The organism is Streptomyces sp. NPDC002888 (assembly GCF_042888465.1).
Lineage (GTDB): Bacteria > Actinomycetota > Actinomycetes > Streptomycetales > Streptomycetaceae > Streptomyces.
Genome location: NZ_JBIAPU010000042.1, coordinates 1 through 22,518, shown reverse-complemented (window position 1 = coordinate 22,518; position 22,518 = coordinate 1). Strand labels below are relative to the sequence as shown.

The window sequence follows — 22,518 nt, the reverse complement described above, 5'->3', positions numbered from 1 at the left end:
GCAACGTAGTCGGTGTGCAACTGGTCGAACTCTTCGTCCCGGCCGGGCTGGATGCGCATCGGCCAGGGCTGTCGGTCCGTCCGTACCCTATTCGGTGCTATTGCAGGCCGGACGGGGCTGTTCAGAGAAGGCGTAGGACGCCGACGACCTTGCCGAGGATCCGCGCCTCGTCACCGGGGATCGGGTCGTACGACGGATTGCGCGGCATGAGCCACACCCGCCCGTCCTGCCGCCGCAACACCTTCACCGTGGCTTCGTCGTCCAGGAGCGCGGCGACGATGTCACCATGGTCGGCGCTGTCCTGCCGTTTCACGGTGACGATGTCGCCGTCGCAGATCGCTGCATCGATCATGCTGTCGCCGGACACGGGAAACCGACGGGTTCGCCGAATCTTGAAGGGCTCAGGTCGGGAACTGGTGGCAGACTGCACCCGATCACGCACGGCCTGACGTGGGTTCGCGTGCCCTGGGGCGTGGATCGGTCCAGCCGTGGAGACCTACTGTGTCGGTGGCGTCATGGACCCCCTTGAGGAAGCCGCCGCCGACCAGGAACGGGCCAGGAAAAAAAGGGGGCGGCCCGCCGGAAGCAGGGCGACCCCCAGGCGGTTGCGCTCCCACTCCCGGCGGCAGGCCTCGGGATCCGGTGCGACGGATGCCAGCCGACCGCCGTCACGACGAAGCCGAGGCAGAACATGATGTGGGCGATGAGGATCGTCCAGAATCCCAACTGTGCGCCCATGTTGAGGAAGAGGGTGAGCAGGGAGGCGGCCATCACTACCTCGGGCATCGCCATCTCGCGCGCTTGTGGAGAGCGGCGTACTGCCTCGTCCATGTCAGAGGGCGGAGCAGCCATGCCGTGCGCCGCTCGCCGACCGCGCCGATGGCCCAGAAGTTCCGTCCGGGGGCGAGGGACCGAGACCTGAATCGTTGCCGTAGCGCCAGCGCTCGACGACGTGGCTGAAGGCTGGGTCGTCGACGTCAGCGGGTTCCATGACGATGACCTGCATCGTGCCGTCGATCCGAACACGGCGATCTCCCCATGTGATGAGATGCCGCCTGGCCCCTCATCGCGCAGGCAAGGCGCGGCTGACTTCGGGGCAGTGGGTCAGCCAGTCTTCTCCCACAGCATGCCCGGCACGAGGTCGCCGAAGGGCTCGTAGGTGACCTCAAACTCCTGACCGTCCCGCGCGAGGGTGAGGGTGATCTCCTTGGCGGGTTTCGAGGGCAGGCTGTGGGGGGCTGGCGCCTGCACGATCTGGTCGCCGTCACGAATACCGACCCGGTCCGCGTTGCCTCCCTGCACCACGCCGCTGACGGTCTGCGTCCTGAAACTGCTGTAGTTGAAGCCGACGTCCAACTGGCGGATCTGCTCCTCGCGGCCTGTGAAGCGCGGGCTCAGACAGTCGGCGGAGGGCAACACCCACTGGCCGGCCATCATCGCCTCGTACTCCTTGCGGCCGTCCTGGCCGAGTTCGGCGGTGATCAGCTCGACCCAGGCGTCGACGCCTGTTTCCTGTCCTGCCCGCTTGCGGTCAAGAAGTTCCCAGATGATGTCGTCCAGGCTTCGCCGGCCCTCACTGGCTTGTCGGATCTTGTGGTCGACGTCGAGCAGGTAGAACTGGCCGCGGCCGTAGGGCACACGCTGAGCCCGCCAGTCCGTCCAGTAGATCCGGGCAGCCTCCGCGCTGCTGAGGGTCTGCACCGGATTCCCGTAGTAGCCGTTGGCCCTCTCATTGAGCAGGGACACGAAGGTGTCCTCGTCGATGACGCCGGTCCGCAAGGTGAGGAGGAGGGAGTAGTACTCCGCAGTGCCTTCGTTGTACCAGCTGACTTCGGCGGGATCGCCGTCCAGCAACGTCCAATTGTGGACCGTCTCGTGCTCGAGCAGTCGCTTCAGTGCGGCCGTCGTCTGGGTTTTCTCGTCGCTCCAGCCGAACATGAACCCGCGGGAGCCGGGCAGCGCGCTGCCGCCGTTGCCAACGAAGGGGTGTTTGCGCACGAATACCCGGTAGCCCGGATCCGGGTCCCGGAAGAACGCGCACATCTGCTGGTACAGCAGTTCCACGTGGCGTCCCACCTCGCTGGCGTCGAACTTGGTTTCTGACAGCCAGTACATGCCGAAGGTGTCTCCGGGGACCTGTGGGTAGGAGCTCACAGGTCCTGCCATGAAGAAGGTGTAGGTCAGCTGTTCTGCGGTGGCCGTGCGGTGGACGGTGCCTTCGCCGTGGCTACTGACGCCGCGGGCGCCCGCGGGCAGATGGGAGAGGTCCCAGGCGACCTGGGCGGTGAGCTCCTCTTCGCGGTCCGGCAGGGCGAGGAAGGACACCCCGGCGGCGCTGACGCCTGGCCCCTCGGCGCGCAGGTCGTACAGGGGGCCGTTGGTGGTTGCCGCGGTGACCACGCGCACGGGTGCGAAGTATTCCACGCGGACCGTGCCCTGGGTGGTCCTCTGGGGCTTCCAGCGACGGAAGGTCCAGGTGGGTGTGGGATCGTCGACTGCATGGCCCAGGGGTATGGTTCCCGCGTCGTCGGTGGCGGTGACGCCGTCGTCGGTGACCGCTGCTCCGGCGACGCCGACGAGAATCTGCGGAAGACGGCAGAGGGTGTCTTCTTCGGTCAGGACCAGGCCTCGCAGTTCGAAGCTGACACGGATGCCGGTGGCCGCGCCGTCCGCCACTTCCGGTGCGAGGGTGATCTCGATACTGGGTGAAGCCATGGAATGGGTGCCTTTCGGTGCAAGACGGGAATCAAGCGGTGAGCGGCCGGGCCGGAGGGACCACTGACCTTGGGTTCAGGGCCGGACTGCCTGGTTCTGCGGTGTCAGCCAGGCGAAGGCGGCCGCGACCAGTGCTTGAACCCCTGTCGTCAGGGTCGGCTCGATGACCGGCGCGAAGTAGGGGGAATGGTTGGTCGGCAGCAATTCCGGCCGGCCCTGCGTCATGGCCGCTGTGAACTCGTCGGGGTCCAGGCCGCCCAGGAACCAGAAGACCGTTGGGGCGCCGCACTCCCGTCCGAACACGCCGACGTCCTCGCTCGCGGTGACGGGCGGCTGCACGACCACGTTGTGCGAGCCGAACTGGGCGGTGAGGGCGGTGACGGTCCGAGCGGTGGCCTCGGGGTCGTTGACGGTCGGCGGCGCGGCGCAACTCCACTCGATCTCGGGGGGTTCTGGTGCTGCGCTCGCTTCGGCCTCTGCGTGTAGGACGCGTTCGATGGCGTTGCGGATCAAGCTGCGGGTCTGCTCGGTGTAGCTGCGGACGTTGATGCCGAGTTCGGCCCGGTCGGGAATGATGTTGTCCTTGGTTCCCGCCTGGAGCCGTCCGACGGTGAGGACGGCGGCTTCGGATGCCGCTATCTCCCGGGGGATGATTCCTTGCAGCCGGGTGATCACGTGTGCGGCCATCAGGACCGGGTCGATGGTGCTTTCCGGGCGTGAGCCGTGTCCGCCCCGGCCGTGCAGGACGACGTTGGCGGTGTCGGTGGCCGCCATGATGGGTCCCGACCCGTAGGCGATGGTTCCGGCGGGCAGCGGTGCGACGTGCTGGCCGAGGACGACGTCAGGAACCGGGAAGCGTTCGAAGAGACCGTCGTCGACCATGTCCTGAGCGCCGCGTGCGAGTTCCTCCGCCGGCTGGAAGACTGCCAGCAGCGTTCCCGACCAGGTGCCGGCCGATTCAGCGAGCAAGGTGGCAGCTCCGAGCAGGCAGGCTATGTGCATATCGTGACCGCAGGCGTGCATCACGGGCACCTCCTGCCCATCAGCGCCCGTTGCGCGGACGGTGCTGGCGTACGTAAGGCCGGTGTCCTCGCGCACCGGGAGGGCGTCGAGGTCGGAGCGCACCATGACCACGGGGCCGTCGCCGTTGCGGAGCAGGCCGACCACGCCGGTGCCGCCCACGTTCTCGGTGACCTCAAAGCCCAACGGGCGCAGGAACTCGGCGACCTGACGCGCTGTGCGGTGCTCCTGGAGAGACAGCTCAGGGTGCTCGTGCAGGTCGCGGTAGAGGTCGGCGAGACGGTGCTGCAGGCCGGCCAGCCGGTCCCCGAGGCTGTCCGGGAGGTCCGTGGTGCTGTGAGCAGAGGCAAAAGTCATCGCGTGGGCTCCTGATCGATCGCCGGTGCCGTGCTGAACGGGGTGATTCCCAGCTCGGTGTAGATCTCTTCGGGGAAGTAGATGTCTCCGGCCTTCACCACCATGCGGATGTTGCGGATCGCGGAGATGTCGGTGAGGGGGTCGCCGTCGATCAGCAGGAGAGATGCGGTTTTGCCGCGCTCGATGGCACCGTGGTTGTGCCCGAGGCCCAGGTGGGCTGCGCAGTCATGGGTGGCGATGCGCAAGACCTCCGCCGGGGAGAGGCCCGCCTCTACGTAGAGTTCCAGTTCGCGGTGGACGGTGAAGCCGGTGGAGTCGTCGGTTCCGGGCCACAGCGGGATGCCGTTGTCGTGGAGGAGCTTGATGACCTCCAGGACCTTGGGGAACGACTCGTCGTACCTGAGCAGGTCTTCTTCCGTGCGGCTGGGGACATAGGTGCGCTTGCGCCGGCGCTGGTATCCGGCCGGCATGTGGGACAGGAACGGTGTATCGGCGGGCAGTACCGTGCGGGCCCTGCTGAGCATGAGGCGTTCGACGATGACCGCGGTGGTGTCCAGGCCAATGCCGCCGTCCCGCATGCGCTTGATGGTCTGCTGCACTGCCTCGGAATCGAGGTCCAGGTCCCGGGCCCTGGCCAGGGCCGTCAGACGCAGCGGGGTGCGGGTGTCCTCGCCGTCGTCGAGAATCCAGCCGAGCATCAACTGGTTGACATGGGTGACTTCGTCGTAGCCGGCTTCGATCATGCGGTCCGGCGTGGTGAACGCCGGGATGTGGCCGACAACGCGGAGGCCCAGGCGGTGTGCCTCCTCGGCCATCGCCGGCACCCACTCGGGGTTCATCGAGTTGTAGATCTTGATCTGGTGGTAGCCGCGGGCGGCGTACCAGCGCACCGCATCCAGGGCCTCGGGCAGGGTTTCGGGAATTATGCCCAGGAGCGCGGAGTGCTCGCTGCGCCCTTCGATGAAGCCGGAGGGGACCACGGCGGGGCCCGCGGTGACGCTGTCGTCCCAGCGCTCGAGCAGGCGCATCAGGGTGTCGTTGGCGTTGCCCATGTCGCGCACCGTGGTTACGCCTGCGGCAAGGTAGAACAGGCCGTCGATGGGGCGGACGTGGGCGTGCATGTCGTGCAGGCCGGCGAGCACGGTTCCGCCGCCGCCGTCGATGACGACCTCCCCGGCGACAGCGTGGGCGGTGGCGTCCGCCTCGACCGTGGTGATGCGGCCGCGGTGGAAGGTCACCGACTGCGATGCGGTGAGGGTCAGGGTGCGGGGGTCGAAGACGCGGACGTTGCGGATGCGGACCGGCGCGGAGTAGCGGTGCAGAATCCGGCTCTGGACTTGTTCGAGGTGCAAGTCGGTCAGGTGCGTTTCGAGGGCGTCCAGTTCGCGCTGCCGGTCGCTGTGGTCCTCTCTCAGAAGCGTTTGTCCGCTGCCGAGCCACGCGACGAAGCGTCCCTCGTGGTCGGCCAGGACGTAGTCGGGCGTGAGGCCGACTCCGCGGAGAACATAGATGTCCACGGGGTTGCGATCGCCGTCCAGGGTTGTCTGGTCCAGCAGCTCGACCGTGATCTGCCCGGAGGGCAAGGCATCGACGCTGCCGCCGGCGGTCAGTGCAGCCTGAAGGGTGATCCAATGTGCGTAGGGGCTGGTGTCGGCGGCCAGGTAGAGGCGCCGATTACCGGTGTGGCTGCCCTCTTCGGCTTGGCTCGACCAGGTCTGGGTGGTTCCTTCGGCGCTGAGCCGCTCGTGCACGGCCGCCCCCATCAGTGAGGTTCCCTCCACGCTCCATGCGATGGGCAGTGCACGGTCGTCGAGGTTGATCTCCTCGTGAAGGCGGGCGCCGCGTCCGTTGTTGGACACGGCGAAGTCGACTATGAGCCGGTCGGCCGTGGCGGCGGTGACGGTGAGGTCTCCGCACCGCACGCCTGCGGAGAAGTAGGCGTAGTGGTCGGAGCCAGGTGCGGCGTTCAACGGACGGCATCCTGCCGGTGAGCGACGCAGGTGATCTCGACATTCGCGCCTGCAGGCAGGTCGGCGACGCCGACCACGGCTCGGGCAGGCGCGGCCTCGGGAGAGAAGTAGTCGGAGTAGATGGTGTTGAACAGTGGCCAGTCGTCGATGTCGCGGAGGAAGGCGGTGACGGTGACGATGTCGGACATCTGGTATCCGGCCTCGTCGATCACACCCTGGAGGTTCTTCATTGTCTGGTGGATCTCGGCTTCCGTGCCGCCCTCCGCGAGCTGGCTCGTGCCGGGGAGGAATCCTCCCGTCCCGGCGACGTAGCAGGTATCGCCGACGACGACGGCCTGCGAGTAGGGGCCGATCGATGAGCCGTTCTGGATGACTCTCTTGGTCATGGCGTTCCTTTCGTGGGGGTGTCAGGCGTGCGGGTGGGACAGAGCGAGAAGCAGCGCATCCACGTCGCTGTCCGGGGTGTAGAAGTGCGGAGAGATGCGTAGATTGCCGCCGCGTTCCGCGACGATCACGTCCGTGCCTTCCAGGCGGGTGACCCAGGACTCGGCCGGCAGCCCCGGGGGGACCAAGCTGACGATCTGGCTGACGTGACCGGAGTGGCCGACCGGCCGGAACCCGAGGGCCTGGGCTTCGTCGCGGATGCGTGCCGCCAGGGCGGTCGCCCGTTCGGTGATGGCCTGGTGTCCTACCGTGCGGCGCAGCTCTGCTGCGGCTCCGAGTGCGTGTATGCCGGCCAGATTCGGGGTGCCGACGGCCAGGTTGCGCGAGGGGGGGATGTTGGCATGGCCCAGCAGCGTCGGTTCCAGAGTGTCCCTCACCGGCGCCTTGATGATCAGGAAGGCGATGCCGAACCCTGCGAGCATCCACTTGTAGCCGGTGGCCACGTAGAAGTCCGCCTGGGCGGAGACGACGGGCAGGACCCCAGCCGCCTGGCCTCCGTCGCACAGCAGCAGAGCACCTGCCGATGTGCACGCCGCTCCGAGCGCGGCCAGGTCGACGGCTGTTCCGGTGTGGGAACTGACGTGGGAGACCGCGACCAGCCTGGTATGCGGGCCGATGGCCCTCATCAGGGCGCTGGTGCGGTCGTCGTCAGGTCCCGCCGGGACGGTGACGAGGCGGACGCCGGGTAGTTTGCTCCAGGGCTGCGAGACGGTGGGGAACTCGTCGTCCAGGGTGAGGACCTCATCGCCCTGCTGCCACGAGATGGCACGGGCAACAGCATTGACAGCCTCGCCGGTGGAAGAGGCGAAAACGATGTCCTGCGCAGTGCACCCGAACTCCTCTGCCAGCAGAGTCCGGGTGCGTTCCACAGCGGCACGGGTACGGGCCATGCCCCTCACGCCCGCACCGAGGGCCTCGTAGCAGCGCGCAGCGGCGGCACCGGCCTGGGTGGGTACCAGTCCGATGGATGCGGTGTCCAGGTAGGCGGCGCGGCCGCGTCCGGGGAAGGCATCCGGCCATGGGACCGTGCGTGAGGTGGCGAAGGGCATGGTCGTCCTGTTCCAGTTACTGCTGGGTGGCTCGGATGTTGAGCAGCCAGGCACCGTTGCCGATGTCTGCAGTGGTGGCTTTGCCCGTGACGGATACGTAGCCCTTGCCGAAGGCCACCAGCACGTCCTCGGAGGCCAGCGGGACGTAGGCTGCCTGCTCTGCGATCTGCGACAGGATGGTCGTCGTCGCTTTCCACCGGGCGGCGTCGGCACCGGCCGCACTCAGCACCGGGAGCGCCTTCTCGACCTGCGGTGTGGTGAAGTTGGCCAGGTTGGCCTTCTGCGGACCGATGTTCTCCTTGCCGACCATGGCTCCGAGCGGGTTGGAGGGATCATGTGTGTCGGCAGTGAACCCGAAACCGAGGGTCAGACCGGTCAGCTTGTGCTGGTAGAACTGCGCCGACCAGGCGTTCAAGGTGGTCGCCTTGACCTTGACGTCGATACCGAGCTGCTTCAGGTTCTCTTGGAGGGACAGTGCGAGGACTTTGGTGTAGGGCACCTCATTGACGTACTGCACGGTGGTGCTGAACCCGTCCGGGTGTGCGGACTTGGCGAGTTCGGCCTTGGCCTTCTCCAGGTCGAAGTTGTGGTCGGGCAGGGAGTCGAGGTAGCTCTGCGCGGTCTTCTGGCCGCCGGCCACGTCGGAAAGGCTGGACAGAGGCAGGAGCCCCTGCAGGGCGCTGGCCTCCCCTCCCCAGGCCGCCTTGATCACACCCGGCACGTCGACGGAGTGCGAGATCGCCTGCCGCACGTGAATGTCGTCGAACGGAGCCTTGGTGACGTCCATGGCCAGGAAGTTGAGGGATCCCGAGGGCGCTGAGACCACAGTGGTGCCGTCGATCCCACGCCATTGGCCAGCGGTCTTCACATTGGTCAGTCGACGCATGTTCACCTCGCCGGATCTCATGGCAAGCTGCGCGCTGTTGTCGTCCGGGATCGTCTTGAAGTTGAGTGTCTGCACCTTGGGCTTCGTGCCCCAGTAGGACTTCCGGCGCTCCAAGACGACGCCTGAAGCGGAAGTCGACTGGACCTGGTAGGGGCCGGTGCCCACCGGTATCGCCTTGGTGGTGCCAAGGTTGGACTTGTGGGCGGTGGCGAACGCCTTCTCCTGGATCAGGGTCGCGTTGGCGATCGTCTCCCGAGCGGCCGGCGCACCGTAGGAGAACTTGACGGTCACTTCCCGCGGGCCGCTGACCGAGGCGCTCTTGAAGCCTCGCACGCTCGCGGAGGTCTGGGCGGGCGGCGCGGCCGTGTGCGTGATACTCCAGGCCACGTCCTCGGCGGTCAGGTCCTGTCCGTCGGAGAACTTCACTCCCTCGCGCAGGGTGTACACCACGGTCGCCGCGTCCGGTTGGGTGACCTTCTCGGCCAGGACCGGGGTGTAGTTCCCGTCGTCCCCGACACGCTCCAGCGGCTCTGTCACCAGGGACATGACGGATCCCGTGACATAGGGCTGGGCGCTGATGGCGCGGTCGAATCCCGGCATCTGCGAGGGCATTGCGACGGTGAACGACGCGATGTCCTTGTCGGTCACCTTCGCCTTGCCCGTCTCGCCGTCGGTTCCGGCACCGGCACATGCCGTAGCGGACAGCGCCAACAGCGCAACCGTGGCGATGGCACTTCTCCTGCTGAAAGTCGGGCGAGCCCGGTCAGTTGTCATGAGGGTTCCTCTCAAAGGCGCGGGGGGCACTGTTCCTGTGCGGGATGTCGCTCACCGAGCGCCGGCGTCGCGGCCGTCGCTCAGCGGTCGGAGCGAGCTGTGACCGGCGCGTGTCCGGAGACCGCGGCCACCAGACTCTGCGTGTAGGCGTGCTCGGGGGCGTCCAGCAGCTGCGCGGTGGGGCCGGCTTCCACGACCTCACCGCCTCGAAGGACGAGCGTTCGGTCGGTCATCTGGCGTGCGACCGACAGGTCGTGGGTGATGAAGAGCATGCTGGTCTTGAAGCGGGAGCGGATGTCCCGCAGCAGCTCCAACACCTGTGCCTGTACCGATACGTCGAGAGCGGCCACCGGTTCGTCGCAGATCAGCAGCTCGGGTCCGACCGCCAAGGAACGCGCGATGGCCACCCGCTGACGTTCGCCGCCGGACAGCGCGCTCGGCTTGCGGACGGCGTAGCTGCTGCTCAGGCCTACCAGGCCCAGCAGTTCTTCCAGGGACGAGGGAGCGCGCTCGTTGCCGGCGCCCGCAGAGAGTGCCTCGCTCAGTGCTGCGCCGATGGTCAGCGAGGGGTTGAGGGAGGCGTAGGGGTCCTGGAAGACGACCTGGACCTTGCCGCGGACCTGTGCCCGCTGCTCGCCCCTCAGGCGTCGGTAGTCGGTGATGTCGACGCCGTCGAGTTCGATCGACCCAGTTGTCGCCGCGGTCAGGCCCAGGATGCAGCGGGCTGTGGTCGTCTTACCGGAACCGGTTTCCCCCAGCAGGCCCAGGGACTCGCCTCGGGCGAGGGTGAATGACACGCCCTTCAGCACTGTGGTCTGCGTGCGCCGCCCGAGCAGCGAGTTGCTGCGGTATGTCTTGCCCAAGTCGGTGACTTGCAGCAGCGGCGCGCCGGTCGTCGGGGTGGGCGCGATTCCCGGTCTCGCCGAGTGGGACCGCATGGCGTCGTCCATCTGTGCGCCGATCTCCGCGATCCGAACGCAGGCCGATGTGTGCCGCGCGGCATCTTCAACTCGCGTGATATCCGCCAGCGGTGGTGCCTTGTCGGTGCACGACGGCGTGCTCCACTGGCACCGGTCGGCAAAGGCGCACCGGCTTGTTACGGTGTCCGCCGCCGGGACCTGGCCGGGAATGAAGCTGAGGGTGTCCTGGTAGTGCGTCACGGAGGGTTCCGCGAGCAGCAGGCCCAGCGAGTAGGGGTGGCGAGGAGCGGTGGACATGGAGGACGCCGGAGCGTGCTCCAGTACCGTCCCGGAGTACATGACCATGATGCTGTCGCTGACCGAGAACGCCACCCGCAGGTCGTGGGTGATCAAGATCAGGCCCATGCCCCGCTCCCGCTGCAGCGTGCGCAACAGGTCGAGAACTTGGGCCTGCGTGCTGGCGTCCAGTGCTGTGGTTGGTTCGTCCGCGATCAGCAGCTGGGGGTCTCGAGCCAGCGCGGCCGCGATGACCACGCGTTGCCGCATGCCTCCGGAGAGCTGGAAGGGGTAGCGGTCGGCGACCTCCTTGGCGAGGCCGACCTCCGCCAGGCGCCGTTCGACCTCGGCGCGGGCCGCGACGCGGCCCGCGCGGAACTTCGGATCGAGCGATTCCCGGATGTGCTCGCGGACAGTCTGAAGTGGGTTGAGCGCGGTGAACGGGTCCTGCAAAACCATGGCGAAGCGGGACCCGCGCAGCGGCCGCAGGTCACGAGCACTGCTCTGGAGGATCTTGGTGCCGTCGAAGTCGATGTCCCCGTCCGCGACCACGCCCTCGGGCAGGGCCTGGACCAGGGCGCGTGCGGTCAGCGTCTTGCCGCTTCCGGACTCGCCGACGATGCCGAGCACCTCACCGGCCTTCAGGTCGAAGCTCGCTTTGTGGATCAGCGTGCGTCCGGCGGCGGTGCGCACCTCCAGGTCACGGACCGACAGCAGCGGGCCGTCCGTCGCTGCGGCGGGGCTCACCGGTGTGCTCCCTCTTCGGTGAAGCGGTCGTACATCCAGTCTCCAAGGAGGGTGATGCTGGTCGCGGTGAGGACGAGCAACAGGCCGGGCGCAAGGGACACCCACGGGTTGACGGTGAGCATGCTCTGGCCGTCCTGGAGCAGCGAGCCCCAGTCCGGGGTCCCGGCCGGTGCTCCGAGCCCGAGGAAGGACAGGCCGGACAGGCCGATCAGGGCGCCGACGAAGTCCAGCAGGAACGTGGCCAGCACCGTGGGCATGATGTTGGGAAGAATGTGACGGAAGATGATCCGGCCAGCGGGCAACCCGAGGGTGCGGGCCGCCTCGACGTACGGAAGGCGCGCCTGGGCCGCCGCCACGCTGCGGGTCATACGGAACGCGGTGGGCAACGACAGCACCAGCAGGACGAATACGGCCAGCCAGTAGCCGCCGTCGATGACGCCGACCACGACCACGACGACCAGCAGACCGGGCAGTGCGTACATCAGGTCAGCCCACCGGCACAGCAGCGTGTCCAGCAGCCCGCCGTACCAGCCTGCCATCATGCCGAGCGTCGTCCCGAACAGGACGGCGCCGAGTGCAATGATGAGCGGCCCGATGACCGCGTTGTGCGCTCCGGACATCAGCAGGGCGAGCACATCGCGGCCCAGTGAGTCGGTGCCCAGCAGGTGCCCGTTGCCCGGTCCCGCGGCGGTGTTCATCAGATCCTGGTGCATCGGATCATAGGGAGCGATCCACACCCCGACGGTGACAAGCACCAGGATGGCTGCAGCGACAGCACCGGATATCCACACCAGCACCGGCGGCCTCAGGCGTCTGCTCCCGGCCGGCGCGGCCGGGTCCGCCTCGCTCTGGGGCGGCGTCACGGTCAGTTCGGACATCACGCACCCTCCTTCGCCACAAGGCGCACGCGCGGGTCAAACACGAGGGAGAGCAGATCGACGGCCAGATTGATCAGGATCACGGCAGCACCCAGGATCAGTACGGTCCCCTGCACCACCGGCACATCCGTGTTCGTCACCGCCTGCAGCAGCAGGGTCCCGACTCCCGGAAGCGAGAACACCTGCTCGATGAAAAGGGTGGACGAGAGCAGTGACACAAGGATCAGGCCGAGACTGGTGATCACGGGTAGAGACGCGTTGCGCAGCGCGTAACGCACCAGGATCCGGCGCGGGCTGAGCCCACGCAGCCGGGCGAACGCCACGTAGTCCTGGCTCATCACGTTCATCATCGCGGCCCGCGTCTGACGGATCAGGACGGCGGAGAGCACGGTAGCGAGCGTGACCGCGGGCAGCGTCAGGTGGCTTACGCGCTCAGTGAAGCCCGTGCCGGTGCCGTAAACGGGGAACCACTTCAATGCGACACCGAAGATGTAGAGCAGCACGATGGCCATCACGAACGCCGGCGCGCTGATGGCCATCGTGGCTCCCAGCGACACCGCCCGGTCCAGACGCCGCCCGCGCCGGATGCCGGCAGCCATCCCCAGCGGCAGACCTACGGCCAGCACCAGCAGCAGCGCGTACAGTGCCAGCTCGACGGTCAGGACCAGCCGCTCCCCCAGAATGTCCCCTACCGCCGTACCGCTCTGCACGGAGATCGACGAACCCAGATCCAGTCTGACGACATCCCCGAGCCAGCGGCCGTACTGGACAATGAACGGGTCGTTCAGGTGGTAGCGGACGTTCAGGGAATCAATGAGCTCGGGAGAAGCCGTGCGCGTGCCCAGCAGTGCCTGCAGCGGCGTTCCCGGGCTCAGCGAGAGCAGGCTGAATACCAGAAAGCTCAGCACGAGCAGCAGGACGACACCGGCTCCGATCCTCTTCAGCACGAAGACCGCGATCACAGCACATCACCTCCCACGAAGCATGAAAGGGTCATCAGGGGCACCTCATCTCGAGCGGCTCAGAACGTCTCCGCGAATCTCAACGTCGAGTTGATGTCATCGACGCGATGTTGATGTCACCAGCGCAATGTCGCACGAAGATTTCGCCAACGGAAGCCCCTGGCTACCAAGTTTTTCCGGGACCCTCAGCGTTGACCAGCCCACAGGCGGACTGCCACACTCTGTGGAATGGCAGCCAACACGCGTCAACCTCGGCGGTCAGCTCCTAGCAGTGCGACACCTGACGGGGAGCTGAAGTTCACCTTGAGCCAGCGCGCTCATGCCTCCCGAGTCGTCGAGATCGTCGGCCCGATCGTGCCGCTGCTTGCGGCAGCCCTGGGCCCGCGCACCGAGGTCGTCCTCCATGACCTGACCCGGATGCCCAACACGATCGCCGCTATCGCCGGCTCCGTCACCGGCCGGGACATCGGAGGGCCTCCCACCGACCTCGGCTTGCGCACGTTCCGGACCGAAGACCCGCAGGACATGGTCAACTACCGCACGGAGACCGCGGAAGGACTCGTCCTCAAGTCCTCTAGCATGTTCTTCCGCAGCCAGGGCGGAAAACCTGTCGCCTGCCTGTGCCTCAACTCGGACGTGAACGATCTGGAGCGGGCCAAAGAGGTCCTGCAGTCGCTCACGGCATTTGGTGAGCCCTTGCCCGCGATGCGCGACGCGTCGCCGGTCGAGTCCTTCCCCTCCACCGTCGACGAATTGGCGGACGGCCTGATCAGGGCTGCCATCAGCGACGTCGGGGTGCCGCCCCACCTCATGAAGAAGGCGCACAAAGTGGCGGTCGTACGCGACCTCGAACAGCGCGGATTCTTTGCGATCCGGGAAGCAGTCGACGTGATCGCCCAGCGACTCGACGTCAGCAGGTACACGATCTACAACTATCTGAACGAACTGGCCAGCGATCAGGAACCGCAGGCCGACGCGGGATGATCTGACCAGCTCTCCCACGCACACGGCAAGGCCAACTCCAACGCCGCACTGGTGCTCGGGCCCCACGGCCTATTGGAGGGCGGTCGGCTCCTCGTCCTGTCCGCGCCGATCTCCCTCCTCGCAGTCAACGCACCCGTCCCAGCCACCACACCACGAGGTACTGGGCGCCATGAGGCGCTATCAGACATGTGGATCTGGCCCGTAATCGGTGGTAGCGCTGTGTAGTGATCACTCGATTCCCTGGGGCTGGTGCAAGCCGCGTTCGAAGAGGCTGCGCACGTGATCCGCGTTCTCCGGACGCCCCCCCCGTGCGCCTGAAGGCGGCCACGCTGTTCGCCCCTTGGCACGGCAATGCCACGACCGCCAAGGACTTACGTCTGGGCGTGAGGTCGGTGCAGCGATGGCGCCAGGCCTGGGAACAGGGGGGCGGACATGTCCTGACGTCGAAGGGGCCAGCGTCCAGGCCCAAGCTGAGCGAGGCGCACTTCGCCGTACTGGAGCAGGAACTGCTGGAGGGACTGCGGCGCACGGCTGGCCGGACCGGACCTGGCCGCTGTCGCGGATCACGACCCTGATCGGACGCCGCTTCCAAGATCCACGAGTACCTTGCCCGGGTCGTGGACGGCCCGTGGTTTCGACCCGGGGGCGAGTGCTGCGGATATGGCCTGGTCAAGGCCGGCCTTGCGGACCGTTTCGACCATCAGGACCGAACCGGCGTGCGAGACCACGGCCTGGCCGTCATCCCGGAGAGGAGCATGGTGATACGACCCGACAGGCCGCTTCACCTGGAAAGGGCCTCCGACGGGGGCGGGAACAAGGACCTCGGCAATCCTCATTCTCGCTGGTCAGAGGCACTTTCTGGTTACCTCATCGCCTGTCGGACAGCACGCTTCAGGAAAGCGCGAGACTAGAGCTTGTCGGAGAGCCACTTGTTGATGATGTCCGTGGCGCTGTCGGCGTTGCGCTGGAGAGCCAGGTCGTGGCCGGCATTGAGAACGGATTTCACGTCGACGTCAGGACTGGACCCGTAGGAGGCCGGCTCCGCGGCGAGGGCCTTCTCCAGGTCGGCGGGGTCGAAGAACAGTCCGTCGTGCTCGCCCACGAGCGACAGAACCGGGACATTGACGTTCTTGCCGAACGTGTCGTTGATCAGCTCGTCCCCGAAGGCGGTGAACTCTCCCTGGGTGGTGATCTGCTTGACCGCGTCGTCGCCCTTGACGGTGCTCAGGTCGGCATTGAACGGCCAGTAGAACTGGTGGCGCATGCCGTCCCTGCTGGTGAGGGAGCCATCCGGTATCGTGCGGCCCTTGAAGGCTGCGTCCTCGGCTGCGGGGTGCATCATGGCGTTGAACACCAGCTGGCCGGAGCCGGAATGGTGCATGAATCCGGTGACGACCACGGCGTCGACGTCCTTGTAGGTCGCGGCCTCCCTGATGGCCACCGCGCTTCCCATGGAGTGGCCGACCAAGGCGACCGGCAGCCCCTTATGGGCGGCCTTCAGCTTGGTGATCAGTTGATGGATGGTGGCGGAGTGGGTCGCGCCGTTCAGCTGGTCCGCGGCCGGGCTGCTGGAGGCGCCGGTTCCAAGGCGATCGACGGCGACGGAGATCCAGCCGTCCTTGGCCGCTTCGCGCGCCTGTGAGACCCAGCCGCGGCTTGTCTTGAGATCGAAGTACCGGTGGTCGTAGGTGACGCCCGGGACCATCACCTGAATGCCCTTGACGCGCACTCCCGTCGGTTCGTACTGCACGGCGCTCAGTGTCTGGTCAGCCGGTCCGCTGCCGGTGAGTGAGACCTTCTGGGTGATCGTGTGGCGGGTGAAGCCCGGGTCACCGCCGGTGGCAGCGGATGCGCCCCCGGTGGAGACCGCGATGGCGGCGACGAGCGACGCGGCGGACACTCCGATCACGCCGAAGCGGACCGCGGAGTGTCGGGGATGGATCGAGAACATGGGAGAGGGCCTTGTCGTTTGGGCCGAGGTGCACGCCGCGGCGTGCACCCTGAGGTGGGCGTGACGCCCGAAGGACATCATGATTCAAATTTGAAGCATTAGCAGCCATGGATCGCCCGACATGTCAACAGGCAGCGCTGGGTGCCGGAAAGGTGATCTCGACACCCAGCGCACCGCTGTCGATGGCTTCTGGATGAGCACGGCCAGGCAGCGGCGGCCGTTCGAACGCGGCGCCGGGGTCCGGGCTGCGTTGCGCTTCGCGGGCGTCCGTCCACGCATGCCCACATGGAGCAGGCGACGGCACAAACGCCCGAGAGGCTCACAACCTTTCGGCGACGTGCTTGCCGAGATCGAGTTCGATTCCGTCAGGCTGCTGCAAGCCGCGTTCGAAGAGGCTGCGCACGTGATCCGCGTTCTCCGGACGCCCCCCCGTGCGCCTGATGGCGGCCAGAGCGGCTGCGAAGTCCCCCGCCGGGATTGCGGTGGCCGCGTCGACGAACTCCTTCGTGCCCGAGACCGCGGCCTTGTCGAAGCCGGCGATGCGGCGGGCGAAAGTGTCGACGAAGTCGTCCAGCTCGCCCTCGGGAAGAACGCGGTTGACGTAGCCGTATTCGGCGGCGAGCTGGGCCGGGAAGTCGTCTCCTCCCACCACGATCTCCATCGCGCGGCCCCGGCCCACCAGCTCGGCCAGTCGCCCCATCGGGTTGCCGCCGGGTACGGCGCCGAAGCCCACCTCGGGCTGCCCCAGGATGGCGTTGCTACCGGCGAAGCGGATGTCCGTGTTCAGGACGAACTCACTTCCCGCTCCTCGGGCACGGCCCTTGATGGCCGAGATCGTGACAGCCGGGACCTTGCTGAGGCGCAGAAGGCTGTCCGAGTAGGGGAGGAGTCCGGTGGGACCCGGCGCCGTGGTGTAAAAGCGCTGCATGTCGGACCGGAGGTCGAAGTGCGCCATGAAGAAGTCGGGGTTGGCGCTCTGGAACACCACGACGGTCAGATCGGGGTCCTGCTCCATACGGGTCACCAGATCGCCAAGCTGCTCGACGGTGTCCAGATCGATGAGGTTGATCGGGCCGTTCTCGAAGGTCACCTTCCAGTAGGACGGCGACACCGCATGTACATGAAACTGCGAGGAATTGCTCATGGGGGTGACCCTAGAGGGTCTGACTTTAAAAATGCAATCCAGACTGGATGTGACCGTGCCCCCACTTTCGAGAGAAGCGGCGAGTCAGGGGGCGCCGGAGTGTCACCGCAGCGGTGCTGAGCAGGCACGTCACACGTCCGTCGTCCGGCTGCGCGGACGGCGCCGCAAGCCGCCGGATCCCGGCTAGTGCTGTGACCGCTTAGGTTCACCGGCCGGTCAGGTGGCAGGGCATGTCTGCTGGCGTGCCTCACTGCCACGATGTTGGGATGCAGGTGCCGGATGCTCTCGTGGGTCTTCAGCTGTCGGTCTATCGGGAGCGGAGTGGGCTAGCCGACTTCGCCAGATTCAGCGGTCCCAGCAATGACTGGAGTGCTGGTATTCGGGAGGAAGCCGCAAGGCGCCAGCGTTTCCTCGAACAGTCGGAGCGCGCGTTGGAGCAGGCTGTGTGAGGTCAGGCGCGCACTGAGGACCAGGTGCGAGAGTTGCAGCGCGCCTTGAGACGACGGGCGGGGGTCAGTCTGGCGACGCAGGATTCGGACCTGCCACGGGGCGGCGCTGCGAGCGAAGGCTCGATCTGATCACGCGATGAGGGCTGATCGTCCGCCCCAGCGGATGCCTTTCTCGCTGCGGATGCGAGCGCGCTCCTTCCTCTGGGCGGCGAGGTGTCGTCGCCGATCGAGTAGCAGCCGTGGAAGTACCTGACGCCGTGGGTGCGGTGATAGGGCGGGGGGACGCTCGGGGCGGCTGGCGGGGACTGTGTTCAGCCGGACTGGCCGAGGGTTGAGCTCTGAGGCTCAGGTGCTGCCATCAGTGACACGTCCTCCATGGGGACCTCGCGGCCATCCTCATCGAGGAACCCCACATGGACGGCCCGACCCGTGGAGCGGGTCCGCTGGCAAGCGGAGGGACCTGCGGGCCGCGGACGGTGACGGTCGCCCCACTGCTGCAGCGCACCCAAGACGGGCTGCAGTTCGAGCCCGGCCGGCGTCAGGTGGTAGCTCTGCCGGGGCCTGCTGCCGGCCTCCTGGTAGGCCAGTGTCCGCAGTACTCCGGCGTCGACGAGAACCTTGAGCCGGTCACTGAGCAGGTTCGACGCGATGCCGAGAGATGACTGAATTTCAGCGAACCGGTGCCTGCCGTAGAGGACCTCACGCAGCACCAGCAGGGTCCACCGCTCGCCGAGTATTTGCAGGCTCCGCTCCATGGAGCAGGCCGGCTCGTCATCCATAGGGCCGGACACGTGCCTTCCTGACGGCACGGAACTCACCTCCACATCGACGCCGGGTACTCGCTCCGGTGGCCACGTACACCCCGCAACCTGACCGTATAGCTGAGTTTACTATCAGCAGCCAGAAGGCGCGTATGCCTGCGGGGCGGGAGCAGGTCGCAGGTAGGAAGAAACAACCGTGCGTCCCCTCGCAGGCCAGGCCGATTGCACGGCGCGGCTGCCGGTCTGGCGCGTGTGGCGGCGAGTCGGACTGCCGGTACGACCGGCGAGCCAGTGACCGGTCAGGGAGGCGCAGCCGGGGGCATCCGCAGCGGACGCCGGACATGGACGGCGCTGCGGGAACAGCGGCCGACCAGCCCTCAGGCTGCCGCTCCGGCGAAGGCCGCCTGCTCCCGATTGCCACCTGTGCTACTTCCGGCGGGGGGAGGCGGCGGTCGGAATCAGTGCCACGGAGCTCGGACAGACCGAGCATCCTGCGCCAGGTCGAGGGCACCGAACGACCGGTTGCACGTCGGGTTCGACGATGACGGAAACGAAATCGACGAAGGGAGTCGACGGCGAACAGCAGCCGGTCGGCGCCGATGGCCTGGACGGCTCCGAGGAGGCTACGCAGCCAAGGCCCTGGCCTACCACCCGTCCTACGTGCAGCACACCGGAGTGCCCGATCCCACCGAGATCGAGCGCCGCAGGTGGGCTGCCGAGGACCTCACCGACAGCGAGTCCGCCACCTCACGGCACAGCGTCTCGTATCCAAGCTGGTAGCGGTGCTTGAGGTACAGCAGCCGCAACAGCGTCTCGACCGGGACCGACGGCCGCCCCAGCTGCTCGGCGAACACCGCCCGCCACGGGGCGACGAACCGCTCGTCGTCCAAGTACGCGTCGATCTCGGCCAGCCCGGCGGGCAGTTGCCGCGCTTGCTCCGGCAGCACCTCCCACCATGCGCCCTGTGGCCCAGACACACGCAACATCGCCACCACCCCCGGCCGCCAAGACCCACCCCCACTGTGACGGCCGCAGGCGACCCGCACCAGCACTCCGCGCAGGTCACCCCAGCGCAAGCCCCGACTTCTTCAGGGGCAAGTAGCTAATGAACCGGTTTCACGCGAAACGCCGCGGGTCCGACTTTCCTGCTGTTGCGAACAGGGGGCCACCGACTTCGACAGCAAGAACCGAGGGGCTGGCACGACCGCAGGATCTCTCCGTCATCCAGCAGCCCGTGCTCGTCGCCAACGGTGACGACGACAGGATGGTCCCGACGAAGAAGTCGATCGTCATGGCCCTGCGGCTGCCGAACGCCGGGCTGGTGATCTACCCCGACGCGGCCACGGCGGCACCTTCCCGTTTTACGAGCAGTTCGTGCCGACGGCTCTCGAGCTCCTCGAACGGCCGTAGGCGCCCAGTGCAGTCGGCGCCGGGGCCGAGGGCGTCGGTTCAGAGCCGTGCTGCCCGGTGGGGGCGGCTGTGTTTCCCGCTCCAAGCCGGGGTTCGACCTGCGGCCACGCTCGCGATCCGGTCAGTCCCGGCGCGAGCCGCGGTCGGCCGCGCGTCATCACGCAGGGCGCGGCAGGGACAGGCGGTCACCCGGCCGGGGATTGATCGTTCCCCTCAGCGCATGAGGGTGAGGGCGTTCTCGATTCCCTTCTCAAGGACCTCGTCGGAGAGCTTCCGGTCGGAGAGAGCGCGGGACAACTGCAAGGTTCCCACCGCCATGGTGAAGAGCCCGATGGCCTTACCGCGGGCGGATTGCGGATCCTCGGGTGCCAGTCGGACGGCGAGCTCTTCCACGATGGCCCTGGCGCCGTCGGTGTAGGCGTCCTTGGTCCCGCCGCCGCAGCGGCCGACCTCGTCGAGCAGGGCAGCGGACGGGCATCCGTCGCCGGGGTTGTCCTGGTGCTCGGGCGACAGATATTCGCGAAGGAAGTCCTCGAGTCCCTCGCGACCGGGCCGCAGCGTGCCGCACTTCTTCATCTGCGTGCGCAACTGGTCGGCGACGACGTTGGCGACGAGGTCGTCCTTGGAGTCGAAGTGGGCGTAGATGGCTCCGTTGGTGAGTCCGGCGTCCGACGTCAGCGTGGAGATGCCGGAGCCGTCTATCCCGTCCTGCTTGAACCGGTGGCCGGCCCTCCCGAAGATCGATTCTCCGTTCAGCATCCGAGTCCAGGTCAGGAACAGAAGTCGGCGATGGTGGCGGTGAGGATGTCGGTGAGGCGGTCCAGCGAGGCGAGGTCGACGTACTCGGTTGCCGCGTGGGCGCCTTCCCCGTCGACCCCGAAGAGCAGGCAGGGGATGCCGGCGCGGTCCAGGAGGGCGCAGTCGGTCCAGTAGGGCTCGGCGCGCACCACGGGTGGGTGGCCGAGGGCCTGCTCGGCGTGGCGGGTGAGGGTGCGGACGATCGCGGCGTCGGGGTCGGCTTCGAAGGGTTCGCGGTGCAGGCCGCGGGTCAGCCGGTAGCGGAAGTCGGGGACCGTGGCGGTGAGGTGGTCGAGCATGGCGGCCAGTTCGCGCTCGACGCTGTCGGCGTCCTCACCGGGGACGGTGCGGCGTTCCAGGGTGGTGCGGCAGTGCGCCGGGTAGGTGGAGGGTTCCTCGCCGCCGTGGATGACGGAGGCGTGCACGGTGCCGGTGCCCAGGAGGGGATGTGCGGGGCCCTGAGCGAGGCGGGCGCCCAGGTTCTCCAGGGCGAGGAGGAGGTGTCCGGTTTTGGCGATGGCGTCGACGCCGAGGTCGGGGCGTGAACCGTGCGCGGCACGGCCTTCGATGTCCACGTCGAACCAGGCGAAGCCCTTGTGGGCGAGGGTGACATCGAGGTGGCTCGGCTCGGTGACGATCGCCGCGTCGGCCGTGAAGGCCTCCAGCACCTCCTCGGTGCCCGAGCTGCTGTACTCCTCGTCGGCGACGCAGGCGAGGATGACGTCGCCGCGCAGGGGGCCGTGGGCGGTGGTGCGGGCGGCGGCGACCATCATGGCGGCGATGCCGGCTTTCATGTCGAAGGTGCCGCGGCCGTACATCCTGCCGTCGCGGATCTGTGGGTCGAGCGGGTCGCCGTCGTAGTCGGTGAGGCTGACGGTGTCGAGGTGGCCGTTGAGCATGAGGGACTGGCCGCCGCCGGTGCCGCGGGCGATCGCGACGAGCGAGGGCCGGCCGGGCCGCTTTTCGAGGCGGTGAATTTCGAAGCCGCGAGCGGCCAGCCATGCGCCGCAGAAGTCTGCGATGACGCTCTCACCGGCCCCGCCGGGTACGAGGTCGGGGTTGACGGAGTCGATGGAGATCAGCCGGGCCAGCAGACGGGCGGGATCGGAGTCAAGGGATCCAGGGGTGACGGGAGTCTCGGGAAGCATGGGGGCCTTTCGGAGTACGGCACTTGGGAAGTGGCGGTGTTCGGGGCGTGATGGGTTAGTGCTGGTCTGCCAGGCGTAGGAGGGTGGAGTACTCGCGGGTTGTGGCTGATGCCGTCGTACTCGCCTCGTACGAAGATCATGGCGGTGGGGCAGAGCGCGGCGATCCTCGTCAAAGGGAACGTAGGCCGTCCTGGCCTTCCGCCCGGTGGTCAGTGACAGGCCCGGCTGACTCCCCTCCAGTTCGTTCCGGAACGCGGTCAGGGCCTCCTCAGCGCGGGCCATCCGGTCGTCGTCGGGGTTGCGGAGATCGACGGTCGGCTCGGCGCGGGCCGAGATGATGTCGGTGAGGTCCGGGTGGACGATCCAGTGGCCGACAGTGGCGCGCAGGTCGCCGTAGTCACCGGAATCGACCAGGGCACGCAGGCGGACGATGATCTGCGTGGCTGTGAGGCCGGCGTCGGCGCGCAGGTGGGTGGGGGGTGCCGGCGTGGGTGGCACGGCCGTGGATGGTGATCTCCCGCCAGGACATGCCCTGCACGTCGGTGACCACACCGATCTCGACGTTGGCGGCCACGAAGTGGGTCCGCAGCCGGGGCGGTGCTACTTGGGGCCATGAGGGAACGGTGTCTCAACACCAGGGTCTTCCCGGTGTCCCATGTTCAGTGGCTGGAGTGCGGGTTTGCGGCCGTGCCCTCGGTGCTCAGCAGCACGACCACCGAGGTCGGACCCAGCCCCAGAGCCGTACGGCGTTCCTCGGCTCCCACGCCGGTGAGCGCCGCCCGCAGACCGGCGAGCGCCGCGGCCCCGCAAGGACCAGAAGAGACACCGGCAGCGGCCAGATCACCGGCCGCGCGGGCACTGTCGGCGTCCGAGAC

15 protein-coding genes and 6 pseudogenes are annotated in these 22,518 nt (G+C 67.5%); 1 reads left to right on the top strand and 20 read right to left on the bottom strand.

The features are described from left to right. Positions 1-121: 121 nt before the first annotated feature. From ACFYWX_RS43695 to ACFYWX_RS43645, 11 genes and pseudogenes are all read right to left on the bottom strand, one after another. Positions 122-367: pseudogene (locus tag ACFYWX_RS43695) on the bottom strand (LexA family protein); the annotation flags it as partial. Positions 368-660: 293 nt separating this feature from the next. Then, positions 661-792, bottom strand: a pseudogene (locus ACFYWX_RS43690) (ABC transporter permease); the annotation flags it as partial. A gap of 312 nt (positions 793-1,104) precedes the next feature. Beyond that, positions 1,105-2,715, bottom strand: coding sequence for a hypothetical protein (locus ACFYWX_RS43685; protein ID WP_389430921.1), 1,611 nt, complete (start codon positions 2,713-2,715; stop codon positions 1,105-1,107). Positions 2,716-2,790: 75 nt separating this feature from the next. Further along, a complete protein-coding gene (locus ACFYWX_RS43680) occupies positions 2,791-4,092 on the bottom strand; it encodes an amidohydrolase (RefSeq protein WP_389430920.1) in 1,302 nt (433 codons plus the stop codon). Then, complete coding sequence (locus tag ACFYWX_RS43675) at positions 4,089-6,062, bottom strand: amidohydrolase family protein (protein WP_389430919.1); 1,974 nt, start codon at positions 6,060-6,062, stop codon at positions 4,089-4,091. Before ACFYWX_RS43675 ends, ACFYWX_RS43680 begins: the two co-directional genes overlap by 4 nt. Next, positions 6,059-6,448, bottom strand: a complete 390-nt coding sequence (locus ACFYWX_RS43670; protein ID WP_266692932.1) for a RidA family protein — start codon at positions 6,446-6,448, stop codon at positions 6,059-6,061. The genes ACFYWX_RS43675 and ACFYWX_RS43670 overlap by 4 nt, the downstream gene beginning before the upstream one ends. Before the next feature lie 21 nt (positions 6,449-6,469). Beyond that, positions 6,470-7,555: an aminotransferase class V-fold PLP-dependent enzyme gene (locus ACFYWX_RS43665; protein ID WP_389430917.1), complete on the bottom strand. Its 1,086-nt coding sequence runs from the start codon at positions 7,553-7,555 to the stop codon at positions 6,470-6,472. A gap of 16 nt (positions 7,556-7,571) precedes the next feature. Continuing rightward, positions 7,572-9,215, bottom strand: coding sequence for an ABC transporter substrate-binding protein (locus ACFYWX_RS43660; protein ID WP_389430915.1), 1,644 nt, complete (start codon positions 9,213-9,215; stop codon positions 7,572-7,574). Between the two features lie 80 nt (positions 9,216-9,295). Further along, positions 9,296-11,158 (bottom strand): dipeptide ABC transporter ATP-binding protein, encoded by a 1,863-nt coding sequence (locus tag ACFYWX_RS43655; protein WP_389430913.1) that lies wholly within the window; start codon positions 11,156-11,158, stop codon positions 9,296-9,298. Next, positions 11,155-12,036 carry an ABC transporter permease gene (locus tag ACFYWX_RS43650; RefSeq protein WP_389430912.1) on the bottom strand — a complete coding sequence of 294 codons (882 nt, stop codon included), beginning with the start codon at positions 12,034-12,036 and terminating at the stop codon, positions 11,155-11,157. Before ACFYWX_RS43650 ends, ACFYWX_RS43655 begins: the two co-directional genes overlap by 4 nt. After that, on the bottom strand, positions 12,036-12,998 hold the full coding sequence (locus ACFYWX_RS43645) for an ABC transporter permease (RefSeq protein ID WP_389430911.1): 963 nt from the start codon (positions 12,996-12,998) through the stop codon (positions 12,036-12,038). The genes ACFYWX_RS43650 and ACFYWX_RS43645 overlap by 1 nt, the downstream gene beginning before the upstream one ends. A gap of 303 nt (positions 12,999-13,301) precedes the next feature. On the opposite strand from ACFYWX_RS43645, the gene ACFYWX_RS43640 reads away from it, so the two are divergent. Beyond that, positions 13,302-13,982 (top strand): PAS domain-containing protein, encoded by a 681-nt coding sequence (locus tag ACFYWX_RS43640; protein WP_334453454.1) that lies wholly within the window; start codon positions 13,302-13,304, stop codon positions 13,980-13,982. Between the two features lie 569 nt (positions 13,983-14,551). Here ACFYWX_RS43640 and ACFYWX_RS43635 read toward each other — a convergent pair. The 9 genes and pseudogenes from ACFYWX_RS43635 to ACFYWX_RS43595 all read right to left on the bottom strand — a co-directional run. Continuing rightward, positions 14,552-14,767 (bottom strand): annotated as a pseudogene (locus ACFYWX_RS43635) (IS1380 family transposase); the annotation flags it as partial. 122 nt (positions 14,768-14,889) lie between these two features. Next, on the bottom strand, positions 14,890-15,933 hold the full coding sequence (locus ACFYWX_RS43630) for an alpha/beta hydrolase (protein WP_389430909.1): 1,044 nt from the start codon (positions 15,931-15,933) through the stop codon (positions 14,890-14,892). Positions 15,934-16,252: 319 nt separating this feature from the next. Then, the gene (locus ACFYWX_RS43625) at positions 16,253-17,077 is read right to left on the bottom strand and encodes an enoyl-CoA hydratase/isomerase family protein (protein WP_389430908.1); all 825 of its coding nucleotides are present in this window, start codon (positions 17,075-17,077) and stop codon (positions 16,253-16,255) included. A 578-nt stretch (positions 17,078-17,655) separates the two neighbouring features. Next, positions 17,656-17,802 (bottom strand): annotated as a pseudogene (locus tag ACFYWX_RS43620) (IS630 family transposase); the annotation flags it as partial. Positions 17,803-17,837: 35 nt separating this feature from the next. After that, complete coding sequence (locus ACFYWX_RS43615) at positions 17,838-18,305, bottom strand: helix-turn-helix domain-containing protein (RefSeq protein ID WP_334453448.1); 468 nt, start codon at positions 18,303-18,305, stop codon at positions 17,838-17,840. Positions 18,306-19,009: 704 nt separating this feature from the next. After that, positions 19,010-19,273 (bottom strand): annotated as a pseudogene (locus ACFYWX_RS43610) (transposase); the annotation flags it as partial. 637 nt (positions 19,274-19,910) lie between these two features. After that, on the bottom strand, positions 19,911-20,456 hold the full coding sequence (locus ACFYWX_RS43605; RefSeq protein ID WP_389430907.1) for a TetR/AcrR family transcriptional regulator: 546 nt from the start codon (positions 20,454-20,456) through the stop codon (positions 19,911-19,913). Between the two features lie 11 nt (positions 20,457-20,467). Then, positions 20,468-22,141, bottom strand: coding sequence for an ArgE/DapE family deacylase (locus ACFYWX_RS43600; RefSeq protein WP_389430906.1), 1,674 nt, complete (start codon positions 22,139-22,141; stop codon positions 20,468-20,470). A 161-nt stretch (positions 22,142-22,302) separates the two neighbouring features. After that, positions 22,303-22,518, bottom strand: a pseudogene (locus ACFYWX_RS43595) (diaminopropionate ammonia-lyase); the annotation flags it as partial.